Source organism: Staphylococcus sp. FSL W8-1268, from assembly GCF_038003965.1.
Taxonomy (GTDB): Bacteria; Bacillota; Bacilli; order Staphylococcales; family Staphylococcaceae; genus Staphylococcus; species Staphylococcus hominis.
On sequence record NZ_JBBOQE010000001.1, the window covers coordinates 1,221,521 to 1,248,275 of the forward strand.

General features: G+C 31.0%; 27 protein-coding genes and 1 riboswitch. Of the genes, 20 read left to right on the plus strand and 7 right to left on the minus strand.

Features of this window, described 5'->3' with window-relative positions; translation table 11 throughout:
• Positions 1 to 82: 82 nt before the first annotated feature.
• The 6 genes from lpdA to NST64_RS06310 all read left to right on the plus strand — a co-directional run bounded on the left by lpdA (position 83) and on the right by NST64_RS06310 (position 6,309).
• Entirely contained in the window at positions 83 to 1,507 is a 1,425-nt protein-coding gene (gene lpdA / locus NST64_RS06285) for a dihydrolipoyl dehydrogenase (protein ID WP_107632308.1), read from the plus strand.
• 14 nt (positions 1,508 to 1,521) lie between these two features.
• On the plus strand, positions 1,522 to 2,523 hold the full coding sequence (locus NST64_RS06290) for a thiamine pyrophosphate-dependent dehydrogenase E1 component subunit alpha (RefSeq protein ID WP_107632307.1): 1,002 nt from the start codon (positions 1,522 to 1,524) through the stop codon (positions 2,521 to 2,523).
• On the plus strand, positions 2,516 to 3,499 hold the full coding sequence (locus NST64_RS06295; RefSeq protein WP_002449713.1) for an alpha-ketoacid dehydrogenase subunit beta: 984 nt from the start codon (positions 2,516 to 2,518) through the stop codon (positions 3,497 to 3,499). Before NST64_RS06290 ends, NST64_RS06295 begins: the two co-directional genes overlap by 8 nt.
• 12 nt (positions 3,500 to 3,511) lie before the next feature.
• Positions 3,512 to 4,789 (plus strand): dihydrolipoamide acetyltransferase family protein, encoded by a 1,278-nt coding sequence (locus NST64_RS06300; RefSeq protein WP_064207024.1) that lies wholly within the window; start codon positions 3,512 to 3,514, stop codon positions 4,787 to 4,789.
• Between the two features lie 92 nt (positions 4,790 to 4,881).
• Positions 4,882 to 5,319 (plus strand): bacilliredoxin BrxB, encoded by a 438-nt coding sequence (gene brxB / locus NST64_RS06305; protein ID WP_017176260.1) that lies wholly within the window; start codon positions 4,882 to 4,884, stop codon positions 5,317 to 5,319.
• Positions 5,320 to 5,331: 12 nt separating this feature from the next.
• A complete protein-coding gene (locus NST64_RS06310) occupies positions 5,332 to 6,309 on the plus strand; it encodes an aromatic acid exporter family protein (protein ID WP_002449707.1) in 978 nt (325 codons plus the stop codon).
• Positions 6,310 to 6,460: 151 nt separating this feature from the next.
• On the opposite strand, the gene prli42 is transcribed toward NST64_RS06310, so the two are convergent.
• Positions 6,461 to 6,556 carry a stressosome-associated protein Prli42 gene (gene prli42, locus NST64_RS06315; protein ID WP_017176262.1) on the minus strand — a complete coding sequence of 32 codons (96 nt, stop codon included), beginning with the start codon at positions 6,554 to 6,556 and terminating at the stop codon, positions 6,461 to 6,463.
• 167 nt (positions 6,557 to 6,723) lie between these two features.
• On the opposite strand from prli42, the gene NST64_RS06320 reads away from it, so the two are divergent.
• The 3 genes from NST64_RS06320 (at position 6,724) to NST64_RS06330 (ending at position 11,341) form a co-directional block, all read left to right on the plus strand.
• On the plus strand, positions 6,724 to 7,848 hold the full coding sequence (locus NST64_RS06320; protein ID WP_002449815.1) for a M20/M25/M40 family metallo-hydrolase: 1,125 nt from the start codon (positions 6,724 to 6,726) through the stop codon (positions 7,846 to 7,848).
• A gap of 77 nt (positions 7,849 to 7,925) precedes the next feature.
• Positions 7,926 to 9,332, plus strand: a complete 1,407-nt coding sequence (gndA, locus tag NST64_RS06325) for an NADP-dependent phosphogluconate dehydrogenase (protein ID WP_107632306.1) — start codon at positions 7,926 to 7,928, stop codon at positions 9,330 to 9,332.
• A 362-nt stretch (positions 9,333 to 9,694) separates the two neighbouring features.
• The gene (locus NST64_RS06330; RefSeq protein WP_002449830.1) at positions 9,695 to 11,341 is read left to right on the plus strand and encodes a glycoside hydrolase family 13 protein; all 1,647 of its coding nucleotides are present in this window, start codon (positions 9,695 to 9,697) and stop codon (positions 11,339 to 11,341) included.
• Positions 11,342 to 11,394: 53 nt separating this feature from the next.
• On the opposite strand, the gene NST64_RS06335 is transcribed toward NST64_RS06330, so the two are convergent.
• Positions 11,395 to 12,261, minus strand: a complete 867-nt coding sequence (locus tag NST64_RS06335) for an AraC family transcriptional regulator (protein ID WP_002449782.1) — start codon at positions 12,259 to 12,261, stop codon at positions 11,395 to 11,397.
• A 211-nt stretch (positions 12,262 to 12,472) separates the two neighbouring features.
• The gene (gene zwf, locus NST64_RS06340; RefSeq protein ID WP_002449753.1) at positions 12,473 to 13,957 is read right to left on the minus strand and encodes a glucose-6-phosphate dehydrogenase; all 1,485 of its coding nucleotides are present in this window, start codon (positions 13,955 to 13,957) and stop codon (positions 12,473 to 12,475) included.
• A gap of 245 nt (positions 13,958 to 14,202) precedes the next feature.
• Between zwf and rnz the strand changes: the two genes are divergently transcribed.
• Positions 14,203 to 15,123, plus strand: a complete 921-nt coding sequence (gene rnz, locus NST64_RS06345) for a ribonuclease Z (protein WP_002449876.1) — start codon at positions 14,203 to 14,205, stop codon at positions 15,121 to 15,123.
• A gap of 88 nt (positions 15,124 to 15,211) precedes the next feature.
• Here the strand turns inward: rnz and proC are convergent, their stop codons facing one another.
• Entirely contained in the window at positions 15,212 to 16,027 is an 816-nt protein-coding gene (proC, locus tag NST64_RS06350; RefSeq protein WP_002449763.1) for a pyrroline-5-carboxylate reductase, read from the minus strand.
• 104 nt (positions 16,028 to 16,131) lie between these two features.
• Here proC and NST64_RS06355 point away from each other — a divergent pair, with 104 nt between their 5' ends.
• The gene (locus tag NST64_RS06355; protein WP_002449837.1) at positions 16,132 to 16,890 is read left to right on the plus strand and encodes an SDR family NAD(P)-dependent oxidoreductase; all 759 of its coding nucleotides are present in this window, start codon (positions 16,132 to 16,134) and stop codon (positions 16,888 to 16,890) included.
• A gap of 91 nt (positions 16,891 to 16,981) precedes the next feature.
• Here NST64_RS06355 and NST64_RS06360 read toward each other — a convergent pair whose 3' ends face one another.
• Positions 16,982 to 17,890: an aldo/keto reductase gene (locus tag NST64_RS06360; RefSeq protein WP_107632305.1), complete on the minus strand. Its 909-nt coding sequence runs from the start codon at positions 17,888 to 17,890 to the stop codon at positions 16,982 to 16,984.
• Between the two features lie 81 nt (positions 17,891 to 17,971).
• On the opposite strand from NST64_RS06360, the gene NST64_RS06365 reads away from it, so the two are divergent.
• From NST64_RS06365 to xerD, 3 genes are all read left to right on the plus strand, one after another.
• Positions 17,972 to 18,514, plus strand: a complete 543-nt coding sequence (locus NST64_RS06365) for an NUDIX domain-containing protein (RefSeq protein ID WP_002449742.1) — start codon at positions 17,972 to 17,974, stop codon at positions 18,512 to 18,514.
• 100 nt (positions 18,515 to 18,614) lie between these two features.
• Positions 18,615 to 19,061: a ferric iron uptake transcriptional regulator gene (gene fur / locus NST64_RS06370; RefSeq protein WP_002449777.1), complete on the plus strand. Its 447-nt coding sequence runs from the start codon at positions 18,615 to 18,617 to the stop codon at positions 19,059 to 19,061.
• A gap of 167 nt (positions 19,062 to 19,228) precedes the next feature.
• A complete protein-coding gene (gene xerD, locus NST64_RS06375; RefSeq protein ID WP_002449900.1) occupies positions 19,229 to 20,116 on the plus strand; it encodes a site-specific tyrosine recombinase XerD in 888 nt (295 codons plus the stop codon).
• 25 nt (positions 20,117 to 20,141) lie between these two features.
• Here the strand turns inward: xerD and NST64_RS06380 are convergent, their stop codons facing one another.
• Positions 20,142 to 20,645: a DUF309 domain-containing protein gene (locus NST64_RS06380; protein WP_002449814.1), complete on the minus strand. Its 504-nt coding sequence runs from the start codon at positions 20,643 to 20,645 to the stop codon at positions 20,142 to 20,144.
• 98 nt (positions 20,646 to 20,743) lie between these two features.
• Between NST64_RS06380 and NST64_RS06385 the strand changes: the two genes are divergently transcribed.
• The 6 genes from NST64_RS06385 (at position 20,744) to NST64_RS06410 (ending at position 26,406) form a co-directional block, all read left to right on the plus strand.
• Positions 20,744 to 21,475, plus strand: a complete 732-nt coding sequence (locus NST64_RS06385) for a segregation and condensation protein A (RefSeq protein ID WP_002449902.1) — start codon at positions 20,744 to 20,746, stop codon at positions 21,473 to 21,475.
• Entirely contained in the window at positions 21,468 to 22,001 is a 534-nt protein-coding gene (scpB, locus tag NST64_RS06390; protein ID WP_002449749.1) for an SMC-Scp complex subunit ScpB, read from the plus strand. The genes NST64_RS06385 and scpB overlap by 8 nt, the downstream gene beginning before the upstream one ends.
• Before the next feature lies 1 nt (position 22,002).
• Positions 22,003 to 22,740: a pseudouridine synthase gene (locus NST64_RS06395; RefSeq protein ID WP_017176278.1), complete on the plus strand. Its 738-nt coding sequence runs from the start codon at positions 22,003 to 22,005 to the stop codon at positions 22,738 to 22,740.
• Positions 22,741 to 22,947: 207 nt separating this feature from the next.
• Positions 22,948 to 23,673, plus strand: coding sequence for a response regulator (locus NST64_RS06400; RefSeq protein WP_002449874.1), 726 nt, complete (start codon positions 22,948 to 22,950; stop codon positions 23,671 to 23,673).
• Entirely contained in the window at positions 23,657 to 25,423 is a 1,767-nt protein-coding gene (locus NST64_RS06405; RefSeq protein WP_002455316.1) for an ATP-binding protein, read from the plus strand. Before NST64_RS06400 ends, NST64_RS06405 begins: the two co-directional genes overlap by 17 nt.
• Before the next feature lie 245 nt (positions 25,424 to 25,668).
• Positions 25,669 to 25,796, plus strand: a riboswitch (FMN riboswitch).
• A 64-nt stretch (positions 25,797 to 25,860) separates the two neighbouring features.
• Positions 25,861 to 26,406, plus strand: a complete 546-nt coding sequence (locus tag NST64_RS06410; protein WP_049418391.1) for an ECF transporter S component — start codon at positions 25,861 to 25,863, stop codon at positions 26,404 to 26,406.
• Positions 26,407 to 26,489: 83 nt separating this feature from the next.
• Here NST64_RS06410 and NST64_RS06415 read toward each other — a convergent pair whose 3' ends face one another.
• A complete protein-coding gene (locus NST64_RS06415) occupies positions 26,490 to 26,738 on the minus strand; it encodes a ferredoxin (RefSeq protein WP_002449743.1) in 249 nt (82 codons plus the stop codon).
• Positions 26,739 to 26,755: the final 17 nt, after the last annotated feature.

The following is a 26,755-nucleotide window of genomic DNA, read 5'->3' on the forward strand; positions in this document are numbered from 1 at the left end:
ATAATGTTATTTTTTATATTCAAATTGTTTATTCACACTTTTCAATTCTAACCTTTAAATCTGATTAATAAGGAGTAGCAAAATGTCTGAAAAACAATATGACTTAGTTGTTTTAGGTGGTGGGACAGCAGGATACGTAGCAGCGATTCGTGCTTCTCAATTAGGAAAAAAGGTAGCAATTGTAGAGAAATCTTTATTAGGTGGCGCATGTTTACATAAAGGGTGTATCCCTACTAAAGCGCTACTTAAATCTGCTGAAGTGACTCGTACTGTTAGACAATCTTCAGAATTTGGTATAGACACAAAGGGTTTACATATTAATTTTGAAAAAATGATGAATCGAAAAACGGATATTGTTAATCAAATGCATAATGGCGTTCAAAGTTTAATGCAAAAAAATCATATTGATATTTATAATGGTATTGGACGTATTATGGGAACTTCTATATTTTCTCCACAAAGCGGAACAATCTCTGTTGAATACGAAGATGGCAGCTCAGAGTTACTTCCAAATCAATTTGTACTTATCGCTACAGGGTCACGACCTCAAACATTACCATTTTTAAAAATTAATCATCGAAATATTTTATCGAGCGATGATATATTACAAATTGATACACTTCCAGACAGTATTGCTATTGTTGGGGGCGGCGTGATTGGCCTTGAATTTGCTTCCTTACTAACTGATTTAAATGTAAATGTTAAAGTGATTGAAGCAGGTAAACGTATATTACCTTCTGACAGTAAATCCATTTCTACATTTTTAAAAGATAGTTTAATTGAACGAGGTGTAGAATTTTTTGAAGATTGCCAACTAAGTGAAGAGAATATCATACATAAAAATGATGTCATCCAAATACATATAAATGAAAAAACTACTATTACAGTTGATAAAATATTAGTTGCAGTAGGTCGCGTACCTAATACAAGTGATATTGGTATTCAAAATACTAAAATTCAATTAGATACTCATGGTTATATCAAAGTAAATGAATTTCAACAAACGAGTGATAAGCATCTTTATGCAGCAGGTGATTGTATCGGAACATTACAATTAGCTCACGTAGCTTCTAAAGAAGGAATCACTGCAGTTGAACATATGTTTAATGATCATCCGCTTCCAGTGAATTATCATTTAATGCCCAAATGTGTTTATACTTATCCAGAAGTCGCATCTATCGGTTTAAATATAGAAACTGCTAAATCTCAAAATATTAAGGCAACAAGTTATAAAGTTCCTTTTAATGCTATTGGAAAAGCAGTTATTGAAGAAACTAAAAATAAACGTGGTTTTTGTGAAATTATATTAAATAAGGACAATGGAGATATTATTGGTCTAAGTATGGTAGGCCCACATGTCACGGAGTTAATAAATGAAGTTGCTTTATTACAATTTATGAATGGATCAACATTAGAATTAGGGTTAACGACTCATGCACATCCGTCATTGTCTGAAATATTGATGGAACTTGGACTAAAGGCTGAAAATAGAGCCATACACGTTTAAAGGAGGAAATAAAAATGATTGACTACAAATCTGTGGGACTTACAGATGAAGATTTGAGAGAAATATATAAATGGATGGACTTAGGACGAAAACTAGATGAACGCTTATGGTTACTTAACCGTGCTGGAAAAATACCATTTGTAGTAAGTGGTCAAGGACAAGAAGCCACTCAAATTGGTATGGCGTATGCAATGAAAGAAGGAGATATTTCATCTCCGTATTATAGAGATTTAGCTTTCGTTACATATATGGGGATTTCACCTTATGATACAATGTTAGCTTCTTTCGGTAAAAAGGATGACATTAATTCTGGAGGAAAACAAATGCCTTCTCATTTTAGTCATAGAGAAAAAGGTATTTTATCTCAAAGTTCTCCGGTAGCAACACAAATCCCTCACTCAGTAGGAGCAGCATTAGCATTAAAAATGAATCAACAATCTAATATAGCAACTGCTACTGTAGGAGAAGGTAGTTCTAATCAAGGAGATTTTCATGAGGGATTGAATTTTGCTGGAATCCATAACTTACCGTTTGTATGTGTAATTATCAATAATAAATACGCAATTTCAGTACCAGATTCATTACAATATGCAGCAACGCATCTATCTGATAGAGCAATAGGTTATGGTATTCATGGAGAAACCGTAGATGGAAATGATCCAATTGCGATGTACAAAGCAATGAAAGAAGCAAGAGAAAGGGCACTTAATGGCGAAGGGGCAACATTGATTGAAGCTATTACCACTCGAATGACTCCTCATTCTTCTGATGATGATGATACATATCGTTCTAAAGAAGAAAGAGATGCTTTTAAGACATCTGACTGTAATCTTAAATTCAAAAATGAATTACTCGATTTAGGCATTATTGATGAAGATTGGTTAAACGAATTAGATAACGCACATAAATCTATTATAGATAAAGCTACAAAAGATGCTGAAAATGCTCAATATCCAGATGTAGAAGAAACATATCAATATGTGTATGATCCAGAAGGAGATATTTTCAATGACTAAAATGAGTTATATAGAAGCCATTCAAAATGCACAAGACTTGGCTATGGAAAAAGATAATAATATTTTTATATTAGGAGAAGATGTAGGACGAAAAGGTGGTGTATTCGGTGCGACACGTGGTTTACAAGAAAAATATGGAGAACTGCGCGTAATTGATACACCTTTAGCAGAATCAAATATTATCGGTACTGCAATTGGTGCAGCAATGCTTGGCAAACGTCCTATAGCTGAAATTCAATTCGCAGATTTTATTTTACCAGCAGTTAATCAAATTATTAGTGAAGCCGCTAAAATGCGATATCGTTCTAATAACGATTGGCAATGTCCTTTAACTGTTCGTGCACCATTCGGTGGTGGCGTACATGGTGGTTTATATCATTCTCAAAGTATTGAGAGTATCTTTGCATCTACACCTGGATTAACAATTGTAATTCCTTCAACTCCATATGATGCGAAAGGTTTATTATTATCTTCAATTGAATCAAATGATCCAGTATTATTTTTTGAACATAAAAAAGCATACCGATTTTTAAAAGAAGAAGTACCCGATTCTTACTATACTATTCCTTTGGGTAAAGCTGATGTTAAACGTGAAGGTGATGATATTACAGTTTTCACTTATGGTTTATGTGTTAACTATTGTATTCAAGCAGCCGATATTTTAGAGGCAGATGGCATTAATGTTGAAGTAGTTGACTTAAGAACAGTTTATCCATTAGATAAAACAACGATTATTGAACGCGCTAAACGAAATGGTAAGATTTTGCTTGTAACTGAAGATAACCTTGAAGGTAGTGTCATGTCTGAAGTTTCAGCAATCATAGCTGAACATTGTTTATTCGAATTAGATGCACCAATTATGCGGTTAGCTGGTCCTGATGTTCCATCAATGCCATTTTCTCCTAACTTAGAAAATGAAGTAATGATGAATCCTGATAAGATATTAAAAAAAATGCGTGAGTTAGCACAATTTTAGGGAGGTAACATAATGGATGTTAAAATGCCAAAATTAGGAGAAAGTGTCCATGAAGGTACAATCGAACAATGGTTAGTTTCTGAAGGGGATCATGTAGATGAATATGAACCACTATGTGAAGTAGTTACAGATAAAGTAACAGCAGAAGTTCCTTCAACTATTTCTGGTACAATTACAGAGTTAATTGCTACTGAAGGTGAAACGATTGAAATCAATCAAATCATTTGTAAAATTCAACCCGATGATACATCTTTAAATTCTAATCAAGACGATACTAATGAAACACCTAGTCAAACACAAAGTAATTCTGTAAAGAGTCAGTCTAAGCCTTCTAACACAAATCAATCATCTACGAATTCGATCAATAATGGAAGATTTTCTCCAGTCGTATTTAAGATAGCTTTAGAAAACGATATTGATTTATCACAAGTACCTGGCACAGGATTTGAGGGTAGAGTAACTAAAAAAGATATTGAAACTTATATTCAAGAAAATAACCAGCAAGACTTAAAAGAAACACCTACCACTCAGATAACCAATCATTCCGAAACGAGTTCAAGAAATAATAACGCTTCATCAAATGAACCATTAGACGATTATACAGTACCAGTTAAAGGCGTGCGAAAAGCAATTGCCCAAAATATGGTTACCAGTGCCACTGAAATTCCACATGGCTGGATGATGATAGAAGTCGATGCTACAAACCTTGTGAAAACTAGAAATCATTATAAGACTGTGTTTAAAAAACAAGAAGGATATAATTTAACATTCTTTGCTTTCTTTGTAAAAGCTGTAGCAGAAGCTTTGAAATCTAATCCATTACTTAACAGCAGTTGGGATGGTAATGAAATTATAATTCATAAAGACATCAATATTTCGATAGCTGTAGCTGATGAAGACAAATTATATGTTCCTGTAATTAAAAATGCAGATGAAAAATCAATTAAAGGTATTGCTAGAGAAATCAATCAACTAGCACAAAAAGCTCGAAATCAACAACTGACTCAAGAAGACATGACTGGTGGTACTTTTACAGTTAATAATACTGGGACATTTGGTTCTGTATCTTCAATGGGTATTATTAATCATCCTCAAGCAGCAATCTTACAAGTAGAATCAATTGTTAAAAAACCTGTTGTCATCGACGATATGATAGCTATAAGAAATATGGTTAATTTATGTATTTCAATTGATCATCGTATTTTAGATGGTGTTCAAACTGGACGATTTATGTCGCAAGTAAAAAATCGAATTGAAAGCTATTCAATTGAAACAACAAATATTTATTAAAAGTTTGTTATATTACAACCAACCTATTTGAACTATATGTTGGAAATTAGTAAAATGACAATACATAACAATTGACTGAAAGGTGATTCTAAATGGATTTAAATTTTGATTTATATATGAATGGTGTTGTAGAACAAGCTAGAAATGAAATTGAATCTGCTGGTTATGAACAATTAACTACTTCAGATGAAGTTGATAAAGTATTTAAACAAGATGGCACTACACTAGTAATGATAAATTCAGTTTGTGGATGTGCAGGAGGTATAGCGCGTCCAGCCGCAAGTCACGCACTTCACTATGATAAGTTACCTAATAGATTAGTTACTGTATTTGCTGGTCAAGATAAAGAAGCAACTCAGCAAGCAAGAGACTATTTTGAAGGATACGCACCTTCAAGTCCTTCATTTGCACTTATGAAAGATGGTAAGATTACTGAAATGATAGAACGCCATCAAATAGAAGGTCATGACGTAATGGATGTTATCAATCAACTTCAAAAGTTATTTGATAAGTATTGTGAAGAAAGATAAGAGGAACAATACATGCTAACTTTAAATCCTTATAGAATTGGATTTAGAACACTTAAAACAGCTGTAGGAATTACTTTAGGCGTTATTTTAGCTAAATGGATAGGACTTGATAACTATGCTTCAAGTGCTATCCTCATTGTTCTATGTATTAAACATACTAAAGTTCACTCACTACAAGCAATTGGTTCTCGATTCGTTTCGTGTTTATTAATGTTATTTTTTGGTTCATTTATTTTTAATTTACTTGGTCAAAATGCAGTCGTTTTAGGATTAATTGTTTTATTATTTATTCCACTTACAGTGATGTTGAATGTTCAAGAAGGTGTAGTGACAAGTTGTGTCATTTTACTTCACGTATTTAATGCCAAAGTGATTGGTCTTCATTTAATTATTAATGAAATTTTACTTCTTATAATTGGTTTAGGAATAGCATTTTTAATGAATTTAATTATGCCTAGTCTAGATAATACATTAGGTAATTTTAAGAAAAAAATTGAAAATGAAATTAAAACGATATTTAAACAATATAGTGAAGCGTGTTTAAATATTAATAAACAATTGTCAATTTCTTTTGATACATTAGAAAACAATATTCGTAAGGCTAAATCTATTGCTTTTAGAGACGTTAAAAATCACTTTGTGCGAAATGAAAACTCATATTATCACTATTTCGATATGAGAGAAGAACAACTAGAAATACTACGCAGAATACAAACATTAATTCATAATACTTCATCTAATGATCCTTTGATAGAGACTGTTGCCCATTTAATGGCTGAAATTGGAGATAATGTTAATAGTAATGATTACACTGTGTTAAGACTACATTCATTATATGAGATACGTTTAAAATTAGACGAATTGCCATTGCCAGAATCACATCAATCTTTAAAATCAAGAGCAAGTATGATGCAAATTTTAAATGAATTAGAAGAATATTTAAATATTAAATCTCACTTCGGCTCTTTAAAATTACATAGTGAAATATAACATCTAAAAATAATTTCTAATCAAAGTAAAAAGACAAACTTCCTTTAAATACAAAAAGTTTGTCTTTTTTATTTGCATAAATTTAAGAAATAATAATAAAAACTATCGTCAAATTTGGTTTTTTGTCGATAGTTTCTATTCTAAGTAATTTTTAATGCATGAGAGGAACAAGACTTGTAAGTAACAGTGCAGCTACAACTGCAATTAACATGATAATGATAATAATTTTTAGCACTTTATTATTCAATGTAAACGCTCCTTGAAACCTTTAAATAATTTAATTATTCGTTATATTAATAACTTATAATATATAAAATAACCTTAAATGATTTCGATAAAAATGGCAATCAATTTATTTACTCTAATTCTCAAAGTCAGTTAAAATATTAACTATATAAGAAAGGGGTTTTCATAATGATTAATAGTCGCCGTTTACTTAATACTTTTTTAGAGTTAGTGCAAATTAATTCTGAAACTGGGAATGAAGAAACGATACAACCCATTCTAAAAAAGAAATTTATAGATTTAGGATTAAATGTTGTAGAAGATAATGCGTCTAAAAGAGAATGGTTAGGTGCAAATAATTTAATTTGTACCTTACCAAGTAGTGAAGGAAAAGAACATGTTTCTAAAATCTATTTTACTAGCCATATGGATACAGTTGTTCCAGGTATTAACGTTAAACCAATCCTTAAAGAAGATGGCTATGTATATTCAGACGGCACAACTGTATTAGGGGCAGATGATAAAGCAGGTATAGCTGCTTTGTTAGAAATGATTCAAACTATAAATGAACAAGAATTACCTCATGGACAAATTCAATTTATTATCACTGTAGGAGAAGAAGCAGGTTTAAAAGGTGCTAAAGAATTAGATCAAAACTTAATAGATGCAGAGTTCGGCTATGCTGTCGATGCCAGCCAAGCGGTTGGAACAACAGTGGTGGGTGCCCCAACTCAAATGATTATTAATACAACTATTTATGGGAAAACAGCACATGCTAGTAAACCCAACCAAGGTATAAGTGCAATTCATATTGCAGCTAAGGCGATCAATAAAATGCATTTAGGTCAGATTGATCAAGATACCACAGCTAATATTGGTAAATTTTATGGCGGTTCTGCTACAAATATTGTTGCAGATAAAGTCATTTTAGAGGGAGAAGCTCGTTCGCATAATGATAAAAGTTTAGAGTATCAAGTCAACCATATGAAAGAAACTTTCGAAACTACAGCAAAAGAATTAGGCGGTAAAGCAAATGTTGAAATTTCTAAGAGTTATCCTGGTTTTAGAAGAAACGATTCTGAGACTGTAACTCAGTATGCTATAAAGAGTGCGAAAACTTTAGGTCTTTCAGGTAAAACTGTTATTGCTGGTGGCGGTTCAGATGGCAGTATTATTAACACGTATCATATTCCAACTGTCATATTAGGTGTAGGATATGAACATATTCATACTACTTCTGAACGTATTCCTGTAGCTGCTTTAAATCAACTTACGAGTCAATTGATTAAAATTGTTGAATTAGTAGCGAAATAATATTTTACTTTAGTGAAGTCATTTATATTTTTGTGATACAATACTAATGAAATTATTGAATAAGAGAGGTAAGTAATATGACTCAACAAATAGGTGTTGTAGGTTTAGCTGTTATGGGTAAAAACCTTGCATGGAATATCGAATCACGTGGTTATAGCGTATCTGTTTATAACCGTTCTAGTGATAAAACAGATTTAATGATTAAGGAATCAGAAGGTAAACAAATTCATCCAACGTATTCTTTAGAAGATTTTGTGAACTCTTTAGAAAAACCACGCAAAATATTATTAATGGTTAAAGCTGGTCCTGCTACAGATGCAACAATAGATAGCTTATTGCCTTTATTAGATGACGATGACATTTTAATTGATGGCGGTAATACAAACTATCAAGATACAATTCGTCGTAACAAAGCACTTGCTGAAAGTGGTATCAACTTTATTGGAATGGGTGTTTCTGGTGGTGAAATCGGTGCGTTAACTGGTCCATCTTTAATGCCTGGTGGTCAACAAGAAGCTTACAACAAAGTAAGTGATATTTTAGATGCCATTGCTGCTAAAGCAAAAGATGGTGCTGCATGTGTAGAATATATTGGACCAAATGGTGCAGGACATTATGTAAAAATGGTTCATAATGGTATTGAATATGCTGATATGCAATTAATTGCTGAAAGTTATGCAATGATGAAAGAATTATTAGGTATGTCTCATGAAGAAATTTCTAAAACTTTTAAAGAATGGAATGCTGGAGAATTAGAAAGTTATTTAATTGAAATAACAGGCGATATTTTCACTAAATTAGATGAAAATAATGAGCCTCTTGTAGAAAAAATTCTTGATACTGCTGGTCAAAAAGGAACTGGTAAATGGACATCAATTAATGCATTAGAATTAGGTATACCATTAACAATCATTACTGAATCTGTATTTGCACGTTTCATTTCTTCAATTAAAGAAGAACGTGTGAAGGCATCGAAAGTATTAAGTGGTCCTAAATCAAACTTTGATGGAAATAGAGAAGAATTCTTAGAAAAAATCCGTAAAGCGTTATATATGAGTAAAATTTGTTCATACGCCCAAGGTTTCGCCCAAATGCGTAAAGCGAGCAATGAAAACGAATGGAACCTTAAATTAGGTGATTTAGCAATGATTTGGCGTGAAGGTTGTATTATTCGTGCCCAATTCTTACAAAAAATTAAAGACGCATATGACAATAATTCAGGTCTTCAAAACTTATTATTAGACCCTTATTTCAAAGGTATTGTTACTGAATATCAAGATGCACTTAGAGAAGTAGTTGCTACTGGTGTTAAAAATGGTGTACCAACACCTGGTTTCTCAGCAAGTATCAACTATTATGATAGCTACCGTTCAGAAGATCTACCTGCTAATTTAATTCAAGCACAACGTGATTATTTTGGGGCACATACTTATGAACGTAAAGATAAAGATGGTATTTTCCATACTCAATGGACTGAAGAATAATTATTGCATGATTAAAAATCTGGGACATCATTAAGTGTCTCAGATTTTTTTATTATGATAGGTTTGTATAGATGTCTTAATAAATATAGTCTTGTTATTTTAATTTATATTTAATCGATATATCCCAAGTTGACATTTAGAGACTCGATTAGTACGATAAATATAGGTGTAAACGTTTTCTAAAAAACTGGATTATCCATATATAATGTTATTACATATTATTTTATATTTCTATAAATCCAGAAAAAATTAGATTATATATTAAAGACTAACATTGACTATTAAAATAACTAACTCGAATACTATGATTTATTATTTCAAAGTTCATTTATTTACATAATATTTTCAAAGGAGCGATATAAATGGAAAAAAATTGGTGGAAAGAAGCCGTAGCATATCAAGTGTATCCAAGAAGTTTTAATGATAGCAATAATGATGGTATTGGTGATTTACCAGGGATGGTAGAAAAGTTGGATTATCTGAAAGATTTAGGTATTGATGTCATTTGGCTTAGCCCTATGTATAAATCTCCAAACGACGATAATGGTTATGATATTAGTGATTATCAAGATATTATGGAAGAATTTGGAACAATGGAAGACTTTAATCATTTGTTATCTGAGGTTCATAAGCGTGGAATGAAATTAATTTTAGACCTTGTTGTTAACCATACATCTGATGAACACCCATGGTTTATAGAATCTCGTTCTAGTAAAGATAATCCTAAACGAGATTGGTACATTTGGGCAGATCCTAAACCTGACGGTTCTGAACCTAATAATTGGGAGAGTATTTTCAATGGTTCAACATGGGAATATGATGACACAACAAAACAGTATTATTTTCATTTATTTAGTAAAAAGCAACCTGATTTAAATTGGAGTAATCCTGATGTTAGAGAAGCTGTTTTTAAAATGATGAATTGGTGGTTCGAAAAAGGAATTGATGGTTTTAGAGTCGATGCGATCACTCATATCAAAAAAACATTTGAAGCTGGTGATTTACCTGTTCCAAAAGGAAAACAATACGCTCCAGCATTTGATGTTGATATGAATCAACCAGGCATTCAAGATTGGCTTCAAGAAATGAAGGACAAATCACTTAGTCATTATGACATTATGACTGTTGGAGAAGCAAATGGCGTGAATCCAGATAATGCAAAAGAGTGGGTTGGAGAAAAAGAAGGTAAATTTAATATGATTTTCCAATTTGAACATTTAGGTTTATGGAGTACTGGAGACTCTAAATTTGATGTTTTATCTTATAAAAATGTATTAAACCGTTGGCAAAAACAACTAGAGGGTATAGGATGGAATGCACTATTTATCGAAAATCATGATCAACCTAGACGTGTTTCTACTTGGGGAGATGATAAAAAGTATTGGTTTGAATCTGCTACTAGCCATGCAGTGGTATATTTCTTACAACAAGGCACACCTTTTATTTATCAAGGTCAAGAAATTGGTATGACAAACTATCCATTTGAAAGTATTGAAACATTTAACGATGTTGCTGTAAAAACAGAATATCAAATTGTTAAATCTCAAGGTGGAGATGTTAATCAGTTATTAGATAAATATAAAATGGAGAATCGTGATAATTCTAGAACACCTATGCAGTGGACTAATGAAGTAAATGGAGGTTTTACTGAAGGTACGCCATGGTTCCCAGTCAATCCTAACTATAAAACAATAAATGTAGCACAACAATCCGAGGATTCAGATTCCGTTCTTAATTTTTATAAACGTCTAATTAAAATAAAAAAATCTGATGATATATATACTTATGGTGAATTTAATTTAATCGATGATGCGAACGAGAATATTTTTGCTTACACACGTAAACTCAATAATAAGACAGTTCTAGTTGCAGGAAATTTAACAGATCATGTTGCATCATTAAATTTACCATTCGAAGTTGAACCATCTCAAATTAAGCTACACAATTATAAAAATGATTTAGATATCACTAATATGAGACCTTTTGAAGCGTTCGTAGCCGAACTTTAATAGTAAAGCGTTAGATGACATAAGTTTAATAACTTAGTCATCTAACGCTTCTTTTATTCTATATCATAAGTTTCTTGTTTAATAGGCAGCCATAACTGTATTTTAGTGAACGGGTCCTCGAATGAGAGATCAAAAGGATAAATTTCAACATATAAGCTATTTTTTTCATAAGGTAGAGTAAGTTGTAAGCTGGATTCAATATAATACCAAGCTTCATTAACAGTATAATCCACTTGACCTTGCAAGTTAAATTTTGCATAGTGTCGCCCTGGCAACAATCGACTTTCTAAGTGAGCTGGATAACGTTCACTAGGTACGCCCACAAATAATTCTACACCTTCATCTAAAGGACATGTAATAACAAATAACTCATATGGACTTATATTATTATATCGTTTTAATTCTTTTATTTTACCATCTAAATATAAATCTTCTAAAAAATCAGGAACTTTGTAAGGGTTAGATAGTTGATTAGCCTCAATATATTTTACATAACCAACTAAAGGTGTGTCTTTAGTCGTTTCTAGTCTGTAAGGGTATGGTGCTCTTTCTGTAGTTGTTAATTTAATATACAAACGTTCATTCATTTTTAGTTCTTCTTTTTTAGTAGAAGCTTGAATAGGAGATATTCCATGAAAATCACTAAAATCATTTGCAAAGTCATTGGAACTTAAATAATTATAGCGTTTTGCTACATCAACCAATCTTGAAGAACTTTGTATCATTTCTTTAGCAGCTTCAGTCATTTTTCGAGAGTGAGCATAACTTTCAGGAGGTTGTCCAACAATCATTTTAAACGATTGATCAAGATGGTAAGGGGAAAGACCAACGTAATCACTTAAATCTTGCAAATTAAAAGGCTCTAATAAATGATCTTCTATATATACAATTGCCTGTTGTATCTGCTTGATAACGTCCAAAACCTTCACTCCAATAAATTTACAATCAATACTAATATTTTACATTATTTTATAAAAATATACATCAATAATATAAAATAAAATTAAATTTTTAAATGACTCTTTCAATATTCAATTTAAAAAGGACAAGACCTTATTTTCAATGAGTGAAAATAATATAATATGTCTTATCCTTTATACATCTATCACATGAAGCTTCTAGTATATCTGTTTATTGAATATCGTCCCACCAATGATTTCCATCTCTGCTTAATAATAAATCACTTTCGATAGGGCCATTTGTCCCTGATTTATAATTAGGGAAGTTTGGATCAATCATGGTCCAATGTTCTTGAATAGCGTCTACAAATTTCCATGTAGATTTAAGTTCTTCCCAATGTGTAAAGTTGGTTGCATCACCTTTAAGACAATCGAATAACAAGTTTTCATATGCATCTACTGTGTTCATTTTATCTTGTGCACTCATAGCATAAGACAGTTGAACAGGCTTTGTTTCGATACCTTGAATACTTTTCTTAGCATTTAAGTGTAATGAAATCCCTTCATTAGGTTGAATATTAATAACTAATAAATTAGAATCTAGTAGTCGATCCGTTTGATAATATAAATTCATAGGAACTTCTTTAAATTCTACAACAACTTGTATACATTTAGACTTCATACGCTTACCAGTACGAATGTAGAATGGTACACCAGCCCAACGGAAGTTATCGATAGTTAATCTTCCAGAAACAAAGGTTGGTGTATTGGAATCAGACGCAACACGATCTTCATCTCTATAAGCGATAACACGTTGGTCATTAATAGTCCCTTCTCCATATTGTCCACGCACAAAGTTTTGATTGACTTCTTCAGGTTTTAATTGTCTTAAAGATTTTAATACTTTCACCTTTTCAGCTCGAATATCTTCACTTTTAAGACTAATAGGTGCTTCCATTGCTAGTAATGCAACCATTTGTAACATATGGTTTTGTACCATATCTTTTAATGCACCGCTCGATTCATAATAACCTCCACGATCCTCAACACCTAGTATTTCTGAAGAAGTGATTTGGATATTAGAGATATACTTATTATTCCAAAGAGGTTCAAACATCGCATTAGCAAATCGTAGAACTTCGATATTTTGCACCATATCTTTACCAAGATAGTGATCAATTCTGTATATTTCTTCTTCTTTAAATGATTGTCGTAATTGATTATTTAATTTTTCAGCAGATTTAAAATCACTACCAAATGGTTTTTCAATTACAAGGCGTTTAAATCCTTTAGTTTCAGTTAAGCCAGAAGCTTTTAAATAATCAGAAATTGGTCCAAAGAATTGAGGTGCCATTGCTAAATAGAATAGGCGATTACCTTCTAATTTAAATGTATCATCAAGTTCATTAGAGAATGTTAATAATTCATGATAACTTTCTTCTTCATTGACATCATTTTTAAAATAGAAAACATGTTCTATGAATTCATCGAGTCGATCAGTATCTTTGACGTGCGTTTGAATAGATTGTTTAACTTGTTCACGGAAAAAGTCGTTAGTATAATCTCTTCGACCAACGCCAATAATGGCAATATGGTCATCTAAATTATCTTGTTGATATAAATGGAATAAAGAAGGGAATAATTTTCTATGACTCAAATCTCCAGTTGCGCCAAATATAGTAATTAAACAAGGGATATGTTTAGTGTGTGTGTTCAAATTCAAAACCTCAATTCTTTAATTGCTATGATTAATTCATTATAAATTAAAACTGTTTTTCTTGATATGTTTTTGCCTAAAATTGTTGATAATATTTACAACATTAAACTAAATAACATACAATTTATTTTTTATAAGTTACATTATACCCTAAATTCTGATAAATTCATTTATTTTATTTCATATGATAACAAACTTATAGACGTATGATAAAATATATTATTGAAGAAAGAGGAGGCAAATGCATGGAAGTTACATTTTTTGGAACGAGTGCGGGTTTACCTACTAAAGATCGTAATACTCAAGCGATTGCTTTAAATTTAGAACCTTATTCAAATTCAGTATGGTTATTCGATGTAGGAGAGGGGACTCAACATCAAATTTTGCATCACTCAATAAAATTAGGCAAAGTTGATCATATTTTTATTACGCATATGCATGGCGACCACATTTTTGGATTACCTGGATTATTAACAAGTCGTTCATTCCAAGGTGGAGAAGATAAGCCATTGACGTTAATAGGGCCAACAGGTTTACAACAATTTATTGAAACTGCTTTGAAATTATCTGAATCTCATTTAAACTATCCTATTACATATATTGAAATTGATAATAATTTTACATATCATCATCATGGCTTTACAGTTTCATCAAGGTTATTAAATCATGGTATACCTTCATATGGTTATCGAATTGAGGCTCCTACAACACCAGGTACAATTGATGTAACTGCATTAAAGGCAATTGGACTAGAACCGGGTCCTAAATATCAAGAAGTAAAAATGTTTGATACTTTTGAATATAATAATCAAATTTATCTTTCTAAAGACTTTAAAGGTCCAGCCAAACCAGGACCTATTGTTACTATTTTTGGAGATACGAAACCGTGTGACAACGAATATATACTTGCAGAAAATGCGGATATTATGATTCATGAAGCAACATATATTGAAGGTGACAAAATTTTAGCAAATAACTATCATCATAGTCACATTGATGATGTATTTAGGTTAATTCATCAGTCTAATGTGAAGAAAAGTTTTATTACCCACCTAAGTAATCGATATAATTTAGAAGATATAGAAGAGATAAACCGTGCATTAAAAGAAATGAAAGATACACCAAACTTTGAGTTTGTTAAAGACTTCGATACATTCAAATTTTAAATAATATTAGCGTTTTATAATGATACGTAAAAACTCATAAAAAGCTATAACGATATGTATGACTTAATTTTCGTTATAGCTTTTTTTATTACTCATCTTCACTTTTAGAAAGGGCAATACTTCTATGAACTGCCGCGTCTAGACAGGCTTTAAAAATACTCTCAATATCATGTCGATCAAGTTCATTTAATCCAGCTTGTGTTGTACCACCTTTAGAGGTAATATTTTTTCTAAGTTGTTCCATACTTAAATCCGATCGTTCAATCATCTTACTTGTTCCAATAATGAGATTCTTAATGGATTCTTCAACTTGTTTCTTTTCAAGACCTAATGATGTTCCTGCTTTAACATATTGTTCAAATACGTGATATAAAAAAGCTGGTCCGCTTCCTGTAATAGCCGTCACTTGATGTAAATATTCTTCGTCAACTTCAATAACTGAGCCAAAAGCACTAATTAATTCTGTTACTTCATCTTTAGAATGAGGATCGAAATTACCAGAAAAACTAATACCTGTCACTGAATGACCTACCTGTGCATTTGTATTAGGCATAATTCTAGCAACAGGATTATTCGTTTCTAACTTTTCTCGGATATAATTTATGGATAAACCAGCCATAATAGATATAAAACGATGGTCTGATTGTATATGTGATTTAATACGTGATGCGACCGTTTCAAAATCATGAGGTTTAGTACCTAAAAAAACATAATCTGCATCTTTTAATAAAAATGCATCATCGTAACTGTATTTTACTCCTAATTCTTTCGCAAATAATTTTAAAGTATTCTCATTTGATTTATTTGTTAAATAAATATCGTTATGATTTAATATTTTAGAATCAATAATTCCTTTAAAAATGGCTTGTGCCATGTTACCAGCGCCATAAAATACTAACTTCATAAAATAGCACCATCCTTACCCTTAATTGATAAAACTATAGTAACATATTCATTATAATTATTATCAAAAATTAACTATACTTGTTAGATAGGAGAGACTCATCAGTGATTGTAGGTAAACATTTCATCGTAACTGGAGGAACTAGTGGCTTAGGTTTAGAAATAACGAAAAAATTATTAAAAAAAGGTGCATATATTACCCTCATTGTTCGTAGTACGGAGAAATTCGAAAATATTAATTTTAATCCGTACAAACATCGTGTTTCAATGATTAAATGTAATTTACAAGATACTTCACAAATAGATACTATTTCTAAATCCCTTTGTTATCCGATTGACGGAATTATTTATAGTGCAGGTTTAGGCTTTTTTAAATCAATACAATCTCATTCGTTAGAAGAAACCTTGGAGACTTATGATGTGAATGTGCTTGGTTTTATTACATTATTTAAAACTGTTAAACCATATTTAACAATGAATGCTTCTATAGTGGCTATTTCAAGTCAGGCAGCATTTGTAACGCAAGCGAACGCTGCATTTTATGGCTCATCTAAAGCTGCTTTAAATGGCGTATTAAATGCTCTAAGAATTGAGGAGCAAGGCTTTCATGTTATGACTGTTAATCCAGGTCCCATTAATACACCATTTCACAAAAAAGCAGATCCATCATTGAAGTACGCTAATAAATATGCATCACTAATGATAGATCCTAAAATACTCGCAGAAGATATCGTTAAAGGTATCATCACTCGTAAAGTAGAAATTAACAAGCCGCTATGGATGAATCCACTATTAAAACTTTACCAATTAGCTCCTAGAAAAATTGAAAAATATTTTACTTCATTGTTTAAAAATAAAATATAATTTAACCTAAAAAAATGATGAAGCATTCATCATAGATACTTCATCACTTGTACTTTACATCAACGATTGTTTATAAGAATTTATTAATTAATTACTCAAGATGCTGAGTATATTCTAAATCTTTCACGCGGTGACGTGCAGATTTAATTTGATCCAAACTTACTGTTTTATTAAAATTAGTAATATTATCTTTTAATTGTGAAACAGAACTTGCACCAACAATAATAGATCCTAATGCATCATGGGATTTTAAATATTCGAATGATAAAGCACTTAAATTACTTTCAACTTCCTTAACAGAAGCAATCGTTTCTCCTAATTCATGATAATTATAGTCAAAAATACCATCTGAGAATTTCTGATCAAGTACATTAACACTATTTGAAGTAAGTAACCCTTTAAACACGGGACCACGTGCTAAAACTTTTACACCATGAGAATGAATGTGATTCAAAAGACGTTCTGGACGATTATCAATAAGATTAAATTGAGACATAATCGTTTCTATTTGACTATGTTTTAAATAATACTCAATCACGTTAGGTCTAATAGAAGAAATTCCATAAGCTTTGATTACACCTTCTTTTTTCAGTTCATCGAATGCACTAATCGTCTCATCTAGGGGATCATCAATTGTACCACCGTGAAGTTGATAAAGATCTAACTGTTCTAAACCTAAACGTTTTAAAGAACTTTTAATACTTTCTTTAATATATTTTTTTGAAGGATCCCAAGTAGTACTACCATCATTAAGCGGTCTATTTCCTACTTTTGTTCCTATAACAATATCATCTCTATTTTGATATTTCTTTAAAGACTTTCCAACAATGTCTTCATTGACACCTCTATCATAAATATCTGCGGTATCAAAATATGTGATACCATTTTCAATTGCACACTCAATGATTTCCTCTGCGTGATGGTATTCTGTGCCTAAACTCATACACCCTAAACCTAGTTCCGAAATTTCAATGCCACTTTTTAATATATTTTTTTGCATGAACAATCTCCTTCCGATACACTTTAGTTAACGCATTTATCTTATCAATTTATTAACTTAATGAAAAGGGACGTGGATATAATGGACTTTAATGAAAAAACTTTTGATAGAACAGTCATTTATAATGGTAAAATTATCGATCTAGAACTACACGATGTGGAGTTACCAGACGGGAAAACTTCCAAGAGAGAAATTATCAAGCATAATGGTGCTGTGGCAATTTGCGCTATTACTCCAGAAAAAGAAGTATTATTGGTTAAACAATATCGTAAACCTATTGAAAAACCCTTGTTAGAAATTCCAGCAGGTAAACTAGAAGAAGATGAAGAAAGAGAAGAAGCAGCTAAACGCGAATTAGAAGAAGAAACTGGCTACAAAGCTAATCATCTAACATTCATCACTCATATGTATGGTTCTCCAGGATTTTCAAATGAGAAACTAACCATTTATTTTACTGATAATTTAAGTGAAGGAGAATTGAATCTGGATGATGACGAATTTGTAGAATTGCATAAAATACACTTAGATGATATCCATGCACTTTTAGAAAATCATGAAATTGAAGATGCGAAAACAATGATTGCTTTACAATATGTATTATTAAATTATAATCATTCTAAATAAGACGTGATAACTACTTGATTTTTACTAAATTTATTGGTAATTTATTAATTGAAATAATTTAATTTAAAATGATTATAATTAATTGAGGAGTGATGCTCCCGTGGAAGAACGTCTAAATAGAGTAAAACAACAATTACAGCAATCTTCTTACAAATTAACGCCTCAACGCGAAGCAACAGTTCGTGTGTTAATTGAAAATGAAAAAGATCATCTAAGTGCTGAAGACGTATATTTAAAGGTAAAAGATAAAGCACCTGAAATAGGTTTAGCTACTGTTTATCGAACTTTAGAACTACTTGCTGAATTAAAAGTAGTAGATAAAATTAATTTTGGTGATGGCGTAGCACGATTTGATTTGAGAAAAGAAGGTGCTAAACATTTTCATCATCACTTAGTTTGTATGGAATGTGGTAAGGTAGAGGAAATTCATGAAGATTTATTACCAAAAGTGGAAGAACGTGTTGAATCAGAATATCAATTTAAAATTTTGGATCATCGCTTAACATTTCACGGTATATGTTCAGAATGTCAAGCTAAAGGTAAATAATAAGTTAAACCTAATAAAGTGTTGTATCAACTTTATATGCAAATGCCTAGAAGAGCTTTTCAAGATAAAAAAAAGTGATATGTAATAATTAATCGATAGAAGGTGTGAAATTAAGAATCAACTTTGAATTCTATTTCATACCTTTTTTATATAAACAGAGGTGTAATATGAATACGATTATTGAAGAATTCTTAAAATTTATTCAAATTGAAAAGGGATTGAGTGACAATACTATCGGCGCATATCGACGCGATTTAGCTAAATATGAAGAGTACATGAAAGAACATAAAATTGCTCATATCGATTTTATTGATCGCCAAGTCATACAAGAATGCTTAGGATATTTAATAGACCAAGGTGCTTCAGCTAAATCAATGGCGCGTTTTATCTCTACAATTCGCAATTTTCATCAATTTGCACTTAGAGAAAAATATGCCGCTAAAGATCCAACAGTCTTAATTGAAACTCCGAAATATGAGAAGAAGTTACCCGATGTTTTAGAAGTTGAGGAAGTACTTCAACTTTTAGAAACACCAGACTTAAATAAGAAAAATGGGTATCGTGATCGTACAATATTAGAATTATTATATGCGACTGGCATGCGTGTTTCGGAACTGATACAAATTAATATTGAGGATATCAATCTTATTATGGGATTTGTTAGAGTATTTGGTAAAGGTAATAAAGAACGAATTATACCATTAGGAGACACTGTGATTGAATTTCTAGATACGTATTTAGAAAAGGTACGTCCTCAACTTTTGAAAAAGACTATTACGAATGTATTATTTTTAAATATGCACGGTAGACCTTTAACTAGACAAGGAATATGGAAAATGATTAAACAATATGGTTTGAAGGCCAATATTAATAAAACTTTAACCCCTCATACGTTGAGACATTCATTTGCTACACATCTTTTAGAAAATGGGGCAGATCTAAGAGCAGTTCAAGAAATGCTTGGTCATTCAGATATTTCAACGACACAACTTTATACACATGTGTCTAAATCCCAAATAAGACAAATGTATAATCAATTTCATCCTAGAGCTTAAAATAAAAGAAAGAAAAGTGAATTATTTAACTTTTCTTTCTTTTATTTTTAAGTGCTTTTTTTCTAGCTGCAATGATATCGCTTCTATCTCTTAGACGATGACAATGAACAATCATGTCATCATTGTTAATTTGTTTCTTATATTCATAATTAGGATATAAATTGATAAGTTCCCTTTCTATTGAAGATGTAATTGGCAACTGTATTGGTTGAAATGTCTGATCATGTTTCACTTTTTCTATTTGATTTTGAATCAATAAAGTAAATTCATTGACCTTTAAACCTAGTGTATCCTTATCCTTTGCATGCTTAAATGTATATAACGCTTTTTTAAAGCTTTTTAATGCACCTAACTTATTACATCGTCTATAGTGATACATGGCAGTTGAAAATAGTATTAAACTCACTATAGCATCTTTCTTAGAAAAATTAGGGTTAGACTTCCATAATTCTTCTAAAATATCATGACATAAAAAATAATGTTGGTGTGTATGAAATTGATAGTAGAATTGACTTAATGCTTTATTCATGAATACTCCCCCTTAATTTAATTCTAATATATATTCATGCTATAATATTTAGGTGAATTATGCACAATTTAGATTTTATAATACAAGGAAGTTAATTTATGTACGAAGTTAAATTAGATGCTTTTAATGGCCCATTAGATTTACTTCTTCATTTAATTCATAAATATGAAATAGATATTTATGATATACCAATGAAAGCTTTAACTGAACAATATATGCAATATGTTCATGCAATGAAAGAAGTTGAAATTAATATTGCAAGTGAATATTTAGTGATGGCTTCAGAATTATTAATGATAAAAAGTAGATTATTATTGCCACAACAAGAAACTGAAAATGACTTAGAAGAAGATCCTCGTGAGGACCTTGTAGGTCGTTTAATCGAATATCAAAATTATAAAGAATATTCTTTACTATTAACAGAATTAAAAAAAGAACGAGAATTATATTATACTAAATCACCAGCTGATTTATCTCACTTGGAAAAAGAAACGCATTGGGACAAAAATCAAACGATTGATTTGACTCAACTGATTGTTGCATACCAAAGAGTAAAAAATAGAGTAGCATTAAATACGCCAAAAGTAGTTGAAATTTCAAAAGATACTTTTACAATTCAACAAGCTACTGAAGTGGTTGCTAAACATTTAGAGAAACAAACAGCATTTAACTTCTTTAGTTTATTTAACTTTAATGAACCTGTGAGTAAAGTCGTTACACATTTCTTAGCAATATTAGAAATGGCTAAAGCAGGTCTTATTAATATAGAACAGTCAAATAACTTTGAAGACATCAATATCATTAGAGGAGTGAACTATGCGATTGGATAACCTTGGAATTATAGAGTCCTTATTATTTACTGTAGGCGATGAAGGACTGGAAGCACGTCAGCTTGCAGATATTTTAAAAATGGATTTAGATGAACTTGATCAATTAATTTCGACGTATCATTCAAAAGGTCTTGAAATACAAAGATATGGTTCCATTTATATGTTAACCTCCAAAAAAGAGTGTGCACCTTTTATCGAAGTACTAGTGAAGCAAAAAGCAAACATGAAATTATCTCAAGCTGCTATGGAGACACTATCAATTATTGCTTATAATCAACCATTAACTAGAAGTGATATCGAAATAACAAGAGGTATCAATTCTGATGGTGCAGTGAGAACATTAATTGCTAGAGGACTTATTGAAGCAAAAGACATGGAGAATTCGCGGAGTCATTTACTCATGACTACTGATTTATTTTTAAATGTTTTTGGAATGAAATCAATAGAAGAATTACCATCTACTGAAGAAGATAACGAAGAGATTGAGAATTTCTTTAGTACACTTACAAATCAAAAGGAGAAATAAAATGAATAAAGATTTAGAAAGACTTCAAAAACGAATTGCTAACAGTGGATATACCTCTCGAAGAAAGGCAGAAACTTTAATCACTGAAGGTAAAGTGAAAGTAAATGGTCAAGTAGTTACAGAACTTGGAACGAAAGTTAAATCTTCAGACACTGTTGAAGTTGAAGGAATTAAAATTGAGCAAGAAGATAAAATTTATATTCTGTTCTATAAACCAACGCAAGTTATTACTAGTGTTTCAGATGATAGAGGTAGAACGGTTGTAACAGATTATTTTAAAGATTTAGAAGCAAGAATTTATCCAGTTGGACGATTAGACTATGATACTTCAGGGTTATTATTACTTACAAATGATGGTGAATTTACTAATCTGATGACTCATCCCAGATATCATATTCAAAAAAAATATGTTGCAAAATTAAAAGGGTATTTAATGAGAGAAGAAGTTAAAGCATTAGAACAAGGAATTGAATTAGAGGATGGTTTTACACAACCTGCTCAAGTTAAAATAAAAAATCAAAATAAAGAAAAAAATACGACACTGGTTGAAATAACTATTAGCGAAGGTAGAAATAGACAAGTTCGACGTATGTTCGAACATTTTAATCACACCGTCGATAAATTAATACGAATCGAATTTGGAAATCTTAATTTAAAAGGATTAAATGCAGGTGAAGGTAGAGTATTAACACCTCATGAGGTGAAAATATTAAGACATATGGCTGAAAATGGTAATTAATTCGAAATAACTTAACAATACAAAGTATATTCTCAATTACAATGTGTATTCTTTTTTTATTTATTCACTGTAATAATAAATCATAGGTTCTACATTAAAAAAGATATTTTGATATTTTTTTCACAAAGTCAATTGAATAGAAAGCTTTAATATAGTGAATATGCTATAATTAAAACGGTATAGAGCATGTGTAGGAGGTATATTGTAATGACGAATGAAATATTAATTGTAGACGATGAAGATAGAATCAGAAGATTATTAAAACTTTACTTAGAAAGAGAATCGTTTACTATCCATGAAGCAAGTGATGGTAAAGAAGCATATGAACTTGCTATGGAAAATGACTATGCGTGCATTCTTTTAGATTTAATGTTGCCTGAAATGGATGGTATTGAAATGTCGTCAAAATTACGTGAGCATAAAGATACGCCTATTATTATGCTTACAGCTAAGGGCGAAGAAACTAATCGTGTGGAAGGGTTCGAATCAGGTGCAGATGATTATATAGTGAAGCCTTTCTCTCCCCGAGAAGTCGTATTAAGAGTGAAAGCATTACTACGTAGAACTCAAACATCTAAACCAGAACAAAGCGAACCACATGCAAGAGATGTCATTGAGTTTAATCATCTTATTATCGATAATGATGCGCATCGTGTATTAGCGGATCAACAACAAGTGAATTTAACTCCAAAAGAATATGAGTTATTAATATACTTAGCAAAAACACCTAATAAAGTATTTGATCGTGAACAACTATTAAAAGAAGTTTGGCATTATGAATTTTATGGTGATTTAAGAACTGTAGACACACATGTTAAACGATTAAGAGAAAAATTAAATCGAGTTTCTGAAGAAGCAGCACATATGATTCAAACCGTTTGGGGTGTCGGTTACAAATTTGAGGTCAATACAAATGATGAATCGTCTAAATAGTGTTGTTATAAAACTGTGGTTAACTATAATATTTATAGTAACGACAGTTTTAATTTTATTAAGTGCAGCATTAATTACATTTATTCAATATTATTACACCCAACAAACAGAAAATGCTATAAGAGAAGATGCTTCAAGAATTAGTCACCTTGTTGAAAAAGCTGATAACAAGTCACTTGCCATACAACATAGTCAGGAATTGATTGATGGCACAGGTGGCGTTATTATTATGTCTAATAAAAATATGTCAGCAGAAAAATCATATAATTTGATTAAAAAAAGAATGTTAAAAGAAATTCAAAACAACGACAACTTTAATAAAGTATTTAATACAGGGAAATCTGCCACACAAAATGTCACAATAAGTGAAAAAGGGACATCCCATTCTTATATTCTTTTAGGATATCCGATGCAATCTCAAGATCGTAAGCATGCTAAGTTTAGCGGAGTATTTATATATCAAGATTTAAAAACAATTGAAGATACTAATAATGCAATTACCATTATTATTTTAATTACTGCTATTGTATTTTTTATTGTTTCAACGATTTTTGCGTTCTTTTTATCTAATCGTATCACTAAACCACTTAGAAAATTAAGTACACAGGCAATCAATGTATCAAATGGAGATTACTCTCAAAAAACAACAGTAAATACAAAAGATGAAATTGGTGAACTTTCTTATACTTTTAATAATATGAGTTATAAAATTCAAGAGCACATTGAAGCTTTATCTACTCAAAAAAATATTCGTGATCGTTTATTTAATTCTATGATTGAAGGTGTAGTGGGTTTAAATGATAAAAGTGAAATTATTTTATCTAACAAAATGGCAGACCAAATACTACCGACAATTGATAAATCTATTTATTCAGAAATTAAAAATCAAATTAATGCCACGTTTCATTCAAAAGGCACAGAGTTTAATGAATATGCAATAAACTCTAAGTATTATGTATTTATAATGAGTTATATTGATCGTATTCAACAAGATGGTCGTAGTGGAATTGTAATCATCATAAGAGATATGACAAATGAACATAATCTTGATCAAATGAAAAAAGATTTTATCGCAAACGTATCCCATGAACTCCGTACACCGATTTCGTTATTACAAGGTTATACTGAATCGATAGTTGATGGCATTGTAACAGAACCTAACGAAATCAAAGAATCACTATCAATTGTATTAGATGAAACAAAACGACTTAATCGCCTTGTCAACGAGCTTTTAAATGTTGCAAGAATGGATGCGGAAGGATTAACCATTAATAAAGAAATACAGCCCATAATGCCATTATTACGCAAAATACAACTTAAATACCGTCAACAAGCACAAGATTTAGAACTAAACATAGACTTGTTACCAAATATTAATGAAGATGATTTATGGAATTACGATGCTGATCGAATTGATCAAGTACTCACAAACTTAATTGATAATGCAACACGCTATACACACCCTGGAGATTCAATTACGATTACTGCTAATAAAGATAGTCAGTATCAAATTTTAAATATAAACGACACAGGTAGCGGTATTGCTCCTGAACATCTTGATCATGTATTTGATCGTTTTTATAAAGTAGAAGCTTCTAGAACTAGGGGTAAACAAGGAACTGGTTTAGGATTATTTATTAGTAAGATGATTATTCAAGAGCATGGCGGAATTATTTCTGTAGAAAGTACAGTGAATAAAGGCACAACCTTTATTATTAAATTACCTAAACCTTCTATAGATTCTAAATAATTAACTTTCAACAAAATAGGATTAAATATCCAAATTTTTTGAGATTATGTTCTTCAAAGTTAAAGATAAAACTTTGAAGAGCATTTTTATATCTATAGTTTTTTAAATATAATATTTCATGTCATATTAATTTAAAATCAGTCGATGAAACTGATGAAACATATCTCTCATTTTTATAAATAAACAGACATATTGCAATGAAAGATTTATTCGTGTAATATAAATTTTAAATGATAAATTCAATAATTCATCTTCGGGGTAGGGTGTAATTCCCAACCGGCAGTAATTTGAGCCTGCGACCCGCTTCAATAGAAGTGGCTGATTCAGTGTAAATCTGAAGCCGACAGTATAGTCTGGATGGGAGAAGGTGGAGGTTTTTTGTTGTGTAAAAGTATCCTCCAATTCTTAGTAAGATGAATGGAAGGAGAAAACTGAATATGCAACAAAATAAACGTTTAATTACCATAAGTATGTTGAGTGCAATTGCATTCATATTAACATTTTTGAAATTTCCGTTACCATTTTTGCCTCCATACTTAACATTAGATTTTAGTGATGTACCGACTTTATTAGCTACTTTTATTTTTGGTCCTTTATCTGGTCTTCTTGTAGCATTAATTAAAAATATATTAAATTTCTTATTTAATATTGGCGATCCTGTTGGGCCTGTGGCAAATTTTTTAGCTGGAGCTAGTTTTTTACTAACAGCTTATTTTGTTAGTCATCGTAAACAATATTCATCTCGTCGTTCACTAATTATAGGATTAGTTGCCGGTACTATTGCAATGAGTATCGTTTTAAGTATTTTAAATTATTTTGTCTTACTACCTTTATATGGTATGATATTTAATCTTGGTGATGTGTTTACTAATTTAAAAGTAATCATTTTATCTGGTATTATTCCTTTTAATATTATTAAAGGATGTGTCATATCGATCATTTTTATCTTGCTATATCGCCGTTTAAAAAAAGTATTGAAATAAAATTAAAACCTCCGATGACTTCTAAGTAGGAATCATCGGAGGTTTTATATTATAATTATGGTAATACAATTTTATTTACAGATTTATTCAAATTTTAAGGCATCTCCATCAAAAGGCTCTTCTTCAATTTTAATTGAATCAGTTGGACAGCCTTCAAGAGCATCTTCCATATCTTCATATAATTCTTCTGGTACTTCTGCAGTACCTTGATTATCGTCAAGGATTACGAAAGCAATACCTTCGTCATCATAATCGTAAATATCTGGTGCAGCAGCGCCACAAGCACCACAAGCAATACATGTATCCATATCAACGATTGTGTACTTTGCCATTTTATTCGCCTCCTTTG

Coding starts and splice junctions, on each gene's coding strand:
- lpdA (WP_107632308.1), top strand. CDS start 83: ATGTCTGAAAAACAATATGACTTAGTTGTTTTAGGTGGTGGGACAGCA.
- NST64_RS06290 (WP_107632307.1), top strand. CDS start 1,522: ATGATTGACTACAAATCTGTGGGACTTACAGATGAAGATTTGAGAGAA.
- NST64_RS06295 (WP_002449713.1), top strand. CDS start 2,516: ATGACTAAAATGAGTTATATAGAAGCCATTCAAAATGCACAAGACTTG.
- NST64_RS06300 (WP_064207024.1), top strand. CDS start 3,512: ATGGATGTTAAAATGCCAAAATTAGGAGAAAGTGTCCATGAAGGTACA.
- brxB (WP_017176260.1), top strand. CDS start 4,882: ATGGATTTAAATTTTGATTTATATATGAATGGTGTTGTAGAACAAGCT.
- NST64_RS06310 (WP_002449707.1), top strand. CDS start 5,332: ATGCTAACTTTAAATCCTTATAGAATTGGATTTAGAACACTTAAAACA.
- NST64_RS06320 (WP_002449815.1), top strand. CDS start 6,724: ATGATTAATAGTCGCCGTTTACTTAATACTTTTTTAGAGTTAGTGCAA.
- gndA (WP_107632306.1), top strand. CDS start 7,926: ATGACTCAACAAATAGGTGTTGTAGGTTTAGCTGTTATGGGTAAAAAC.
- NST64_RS06330 (WP_002449830.1), top strand. CDS start 9,695: ATGGAAAAAAATTGGTGGAAAGAAGCCGTAGCATATCAAGTGTATCCA.
- rnz (WP_002449876.1), top strand. CDS start 14,203: ATGGAAGTTACATTTTTTGGAACGAGTGCGGGTTTACCTACTAAAGAT.
- proC (WP_002449763.1), bottom strand. CDS start 16,027: ATGAAGTTAGTATTTTATGGCGCTGGTAACATGGCACAAGCCATTTTT.
- NST64_RS06360 (WP_107632305.1), bottom strand. CDS start 17,890: ATGCAAAAAAATATATTAAAAAGTGGCATTGAAATTTCGGAACTAGGT.
- NST64_RS06365 (WP_002449742.1), top strand. CDS start 17,972: ATGGACTTTAATGAAAAAACTTTTGATAGAACAGTCATTTATAATGGT.
- xerD (WP_002449900.1), top strand. CDS start 19,229: ATGAATACGATTATTGAAGAATTCTTAAAATTTATTCAAATTGAAAAG.
- NST64_RS06380 (WP_002449814.1), bottom strand. CDS start 20,645: ATGAATAAAGCATTAAGTCAATTCTACTATCAATTTCATACACACCAA.
- NST64_RS06385 (WP_002449902.1), top strand. CDS start 20,744: ATGTACGAAGTTAAATTAGATGCTTTTAATGGCCCATTAGATTTACTT.
- NST64_RS06395 (WP_017176278.1), top strand. CDS start 22,003: ATGAATAAAGATTTAGAAAGACTTCAAAAACGAATTGCTAACAGTGGA.
- NST64_RS06400 (WP_002449874.1), top strand. CDS start 22,948: ATGACGAATGAAATATTAATTGTAGACGATGAAGATAGAATCAGAAGA.
- NST64_RS06405 (WP_002455316.1), top strand. CDS start 23,657: ATGAATCGTCTAAATAGTGTTGTTATAAAACTGTGGTTAACTATAATA.
- NST64_RS06410 (WP_049418391.1), top strand. CDS start 25,861: ATGCAACAAAATAAACGTTTAATTACCATAAGTATGTTGAGTGCAATT.
- NST64_RS06415 (WP_002449743.1), bottom strand. CDS start 26,738: ATGGCAAAGTACACAATCGTTGATATGGATACATGTATTGCTTGTGGT.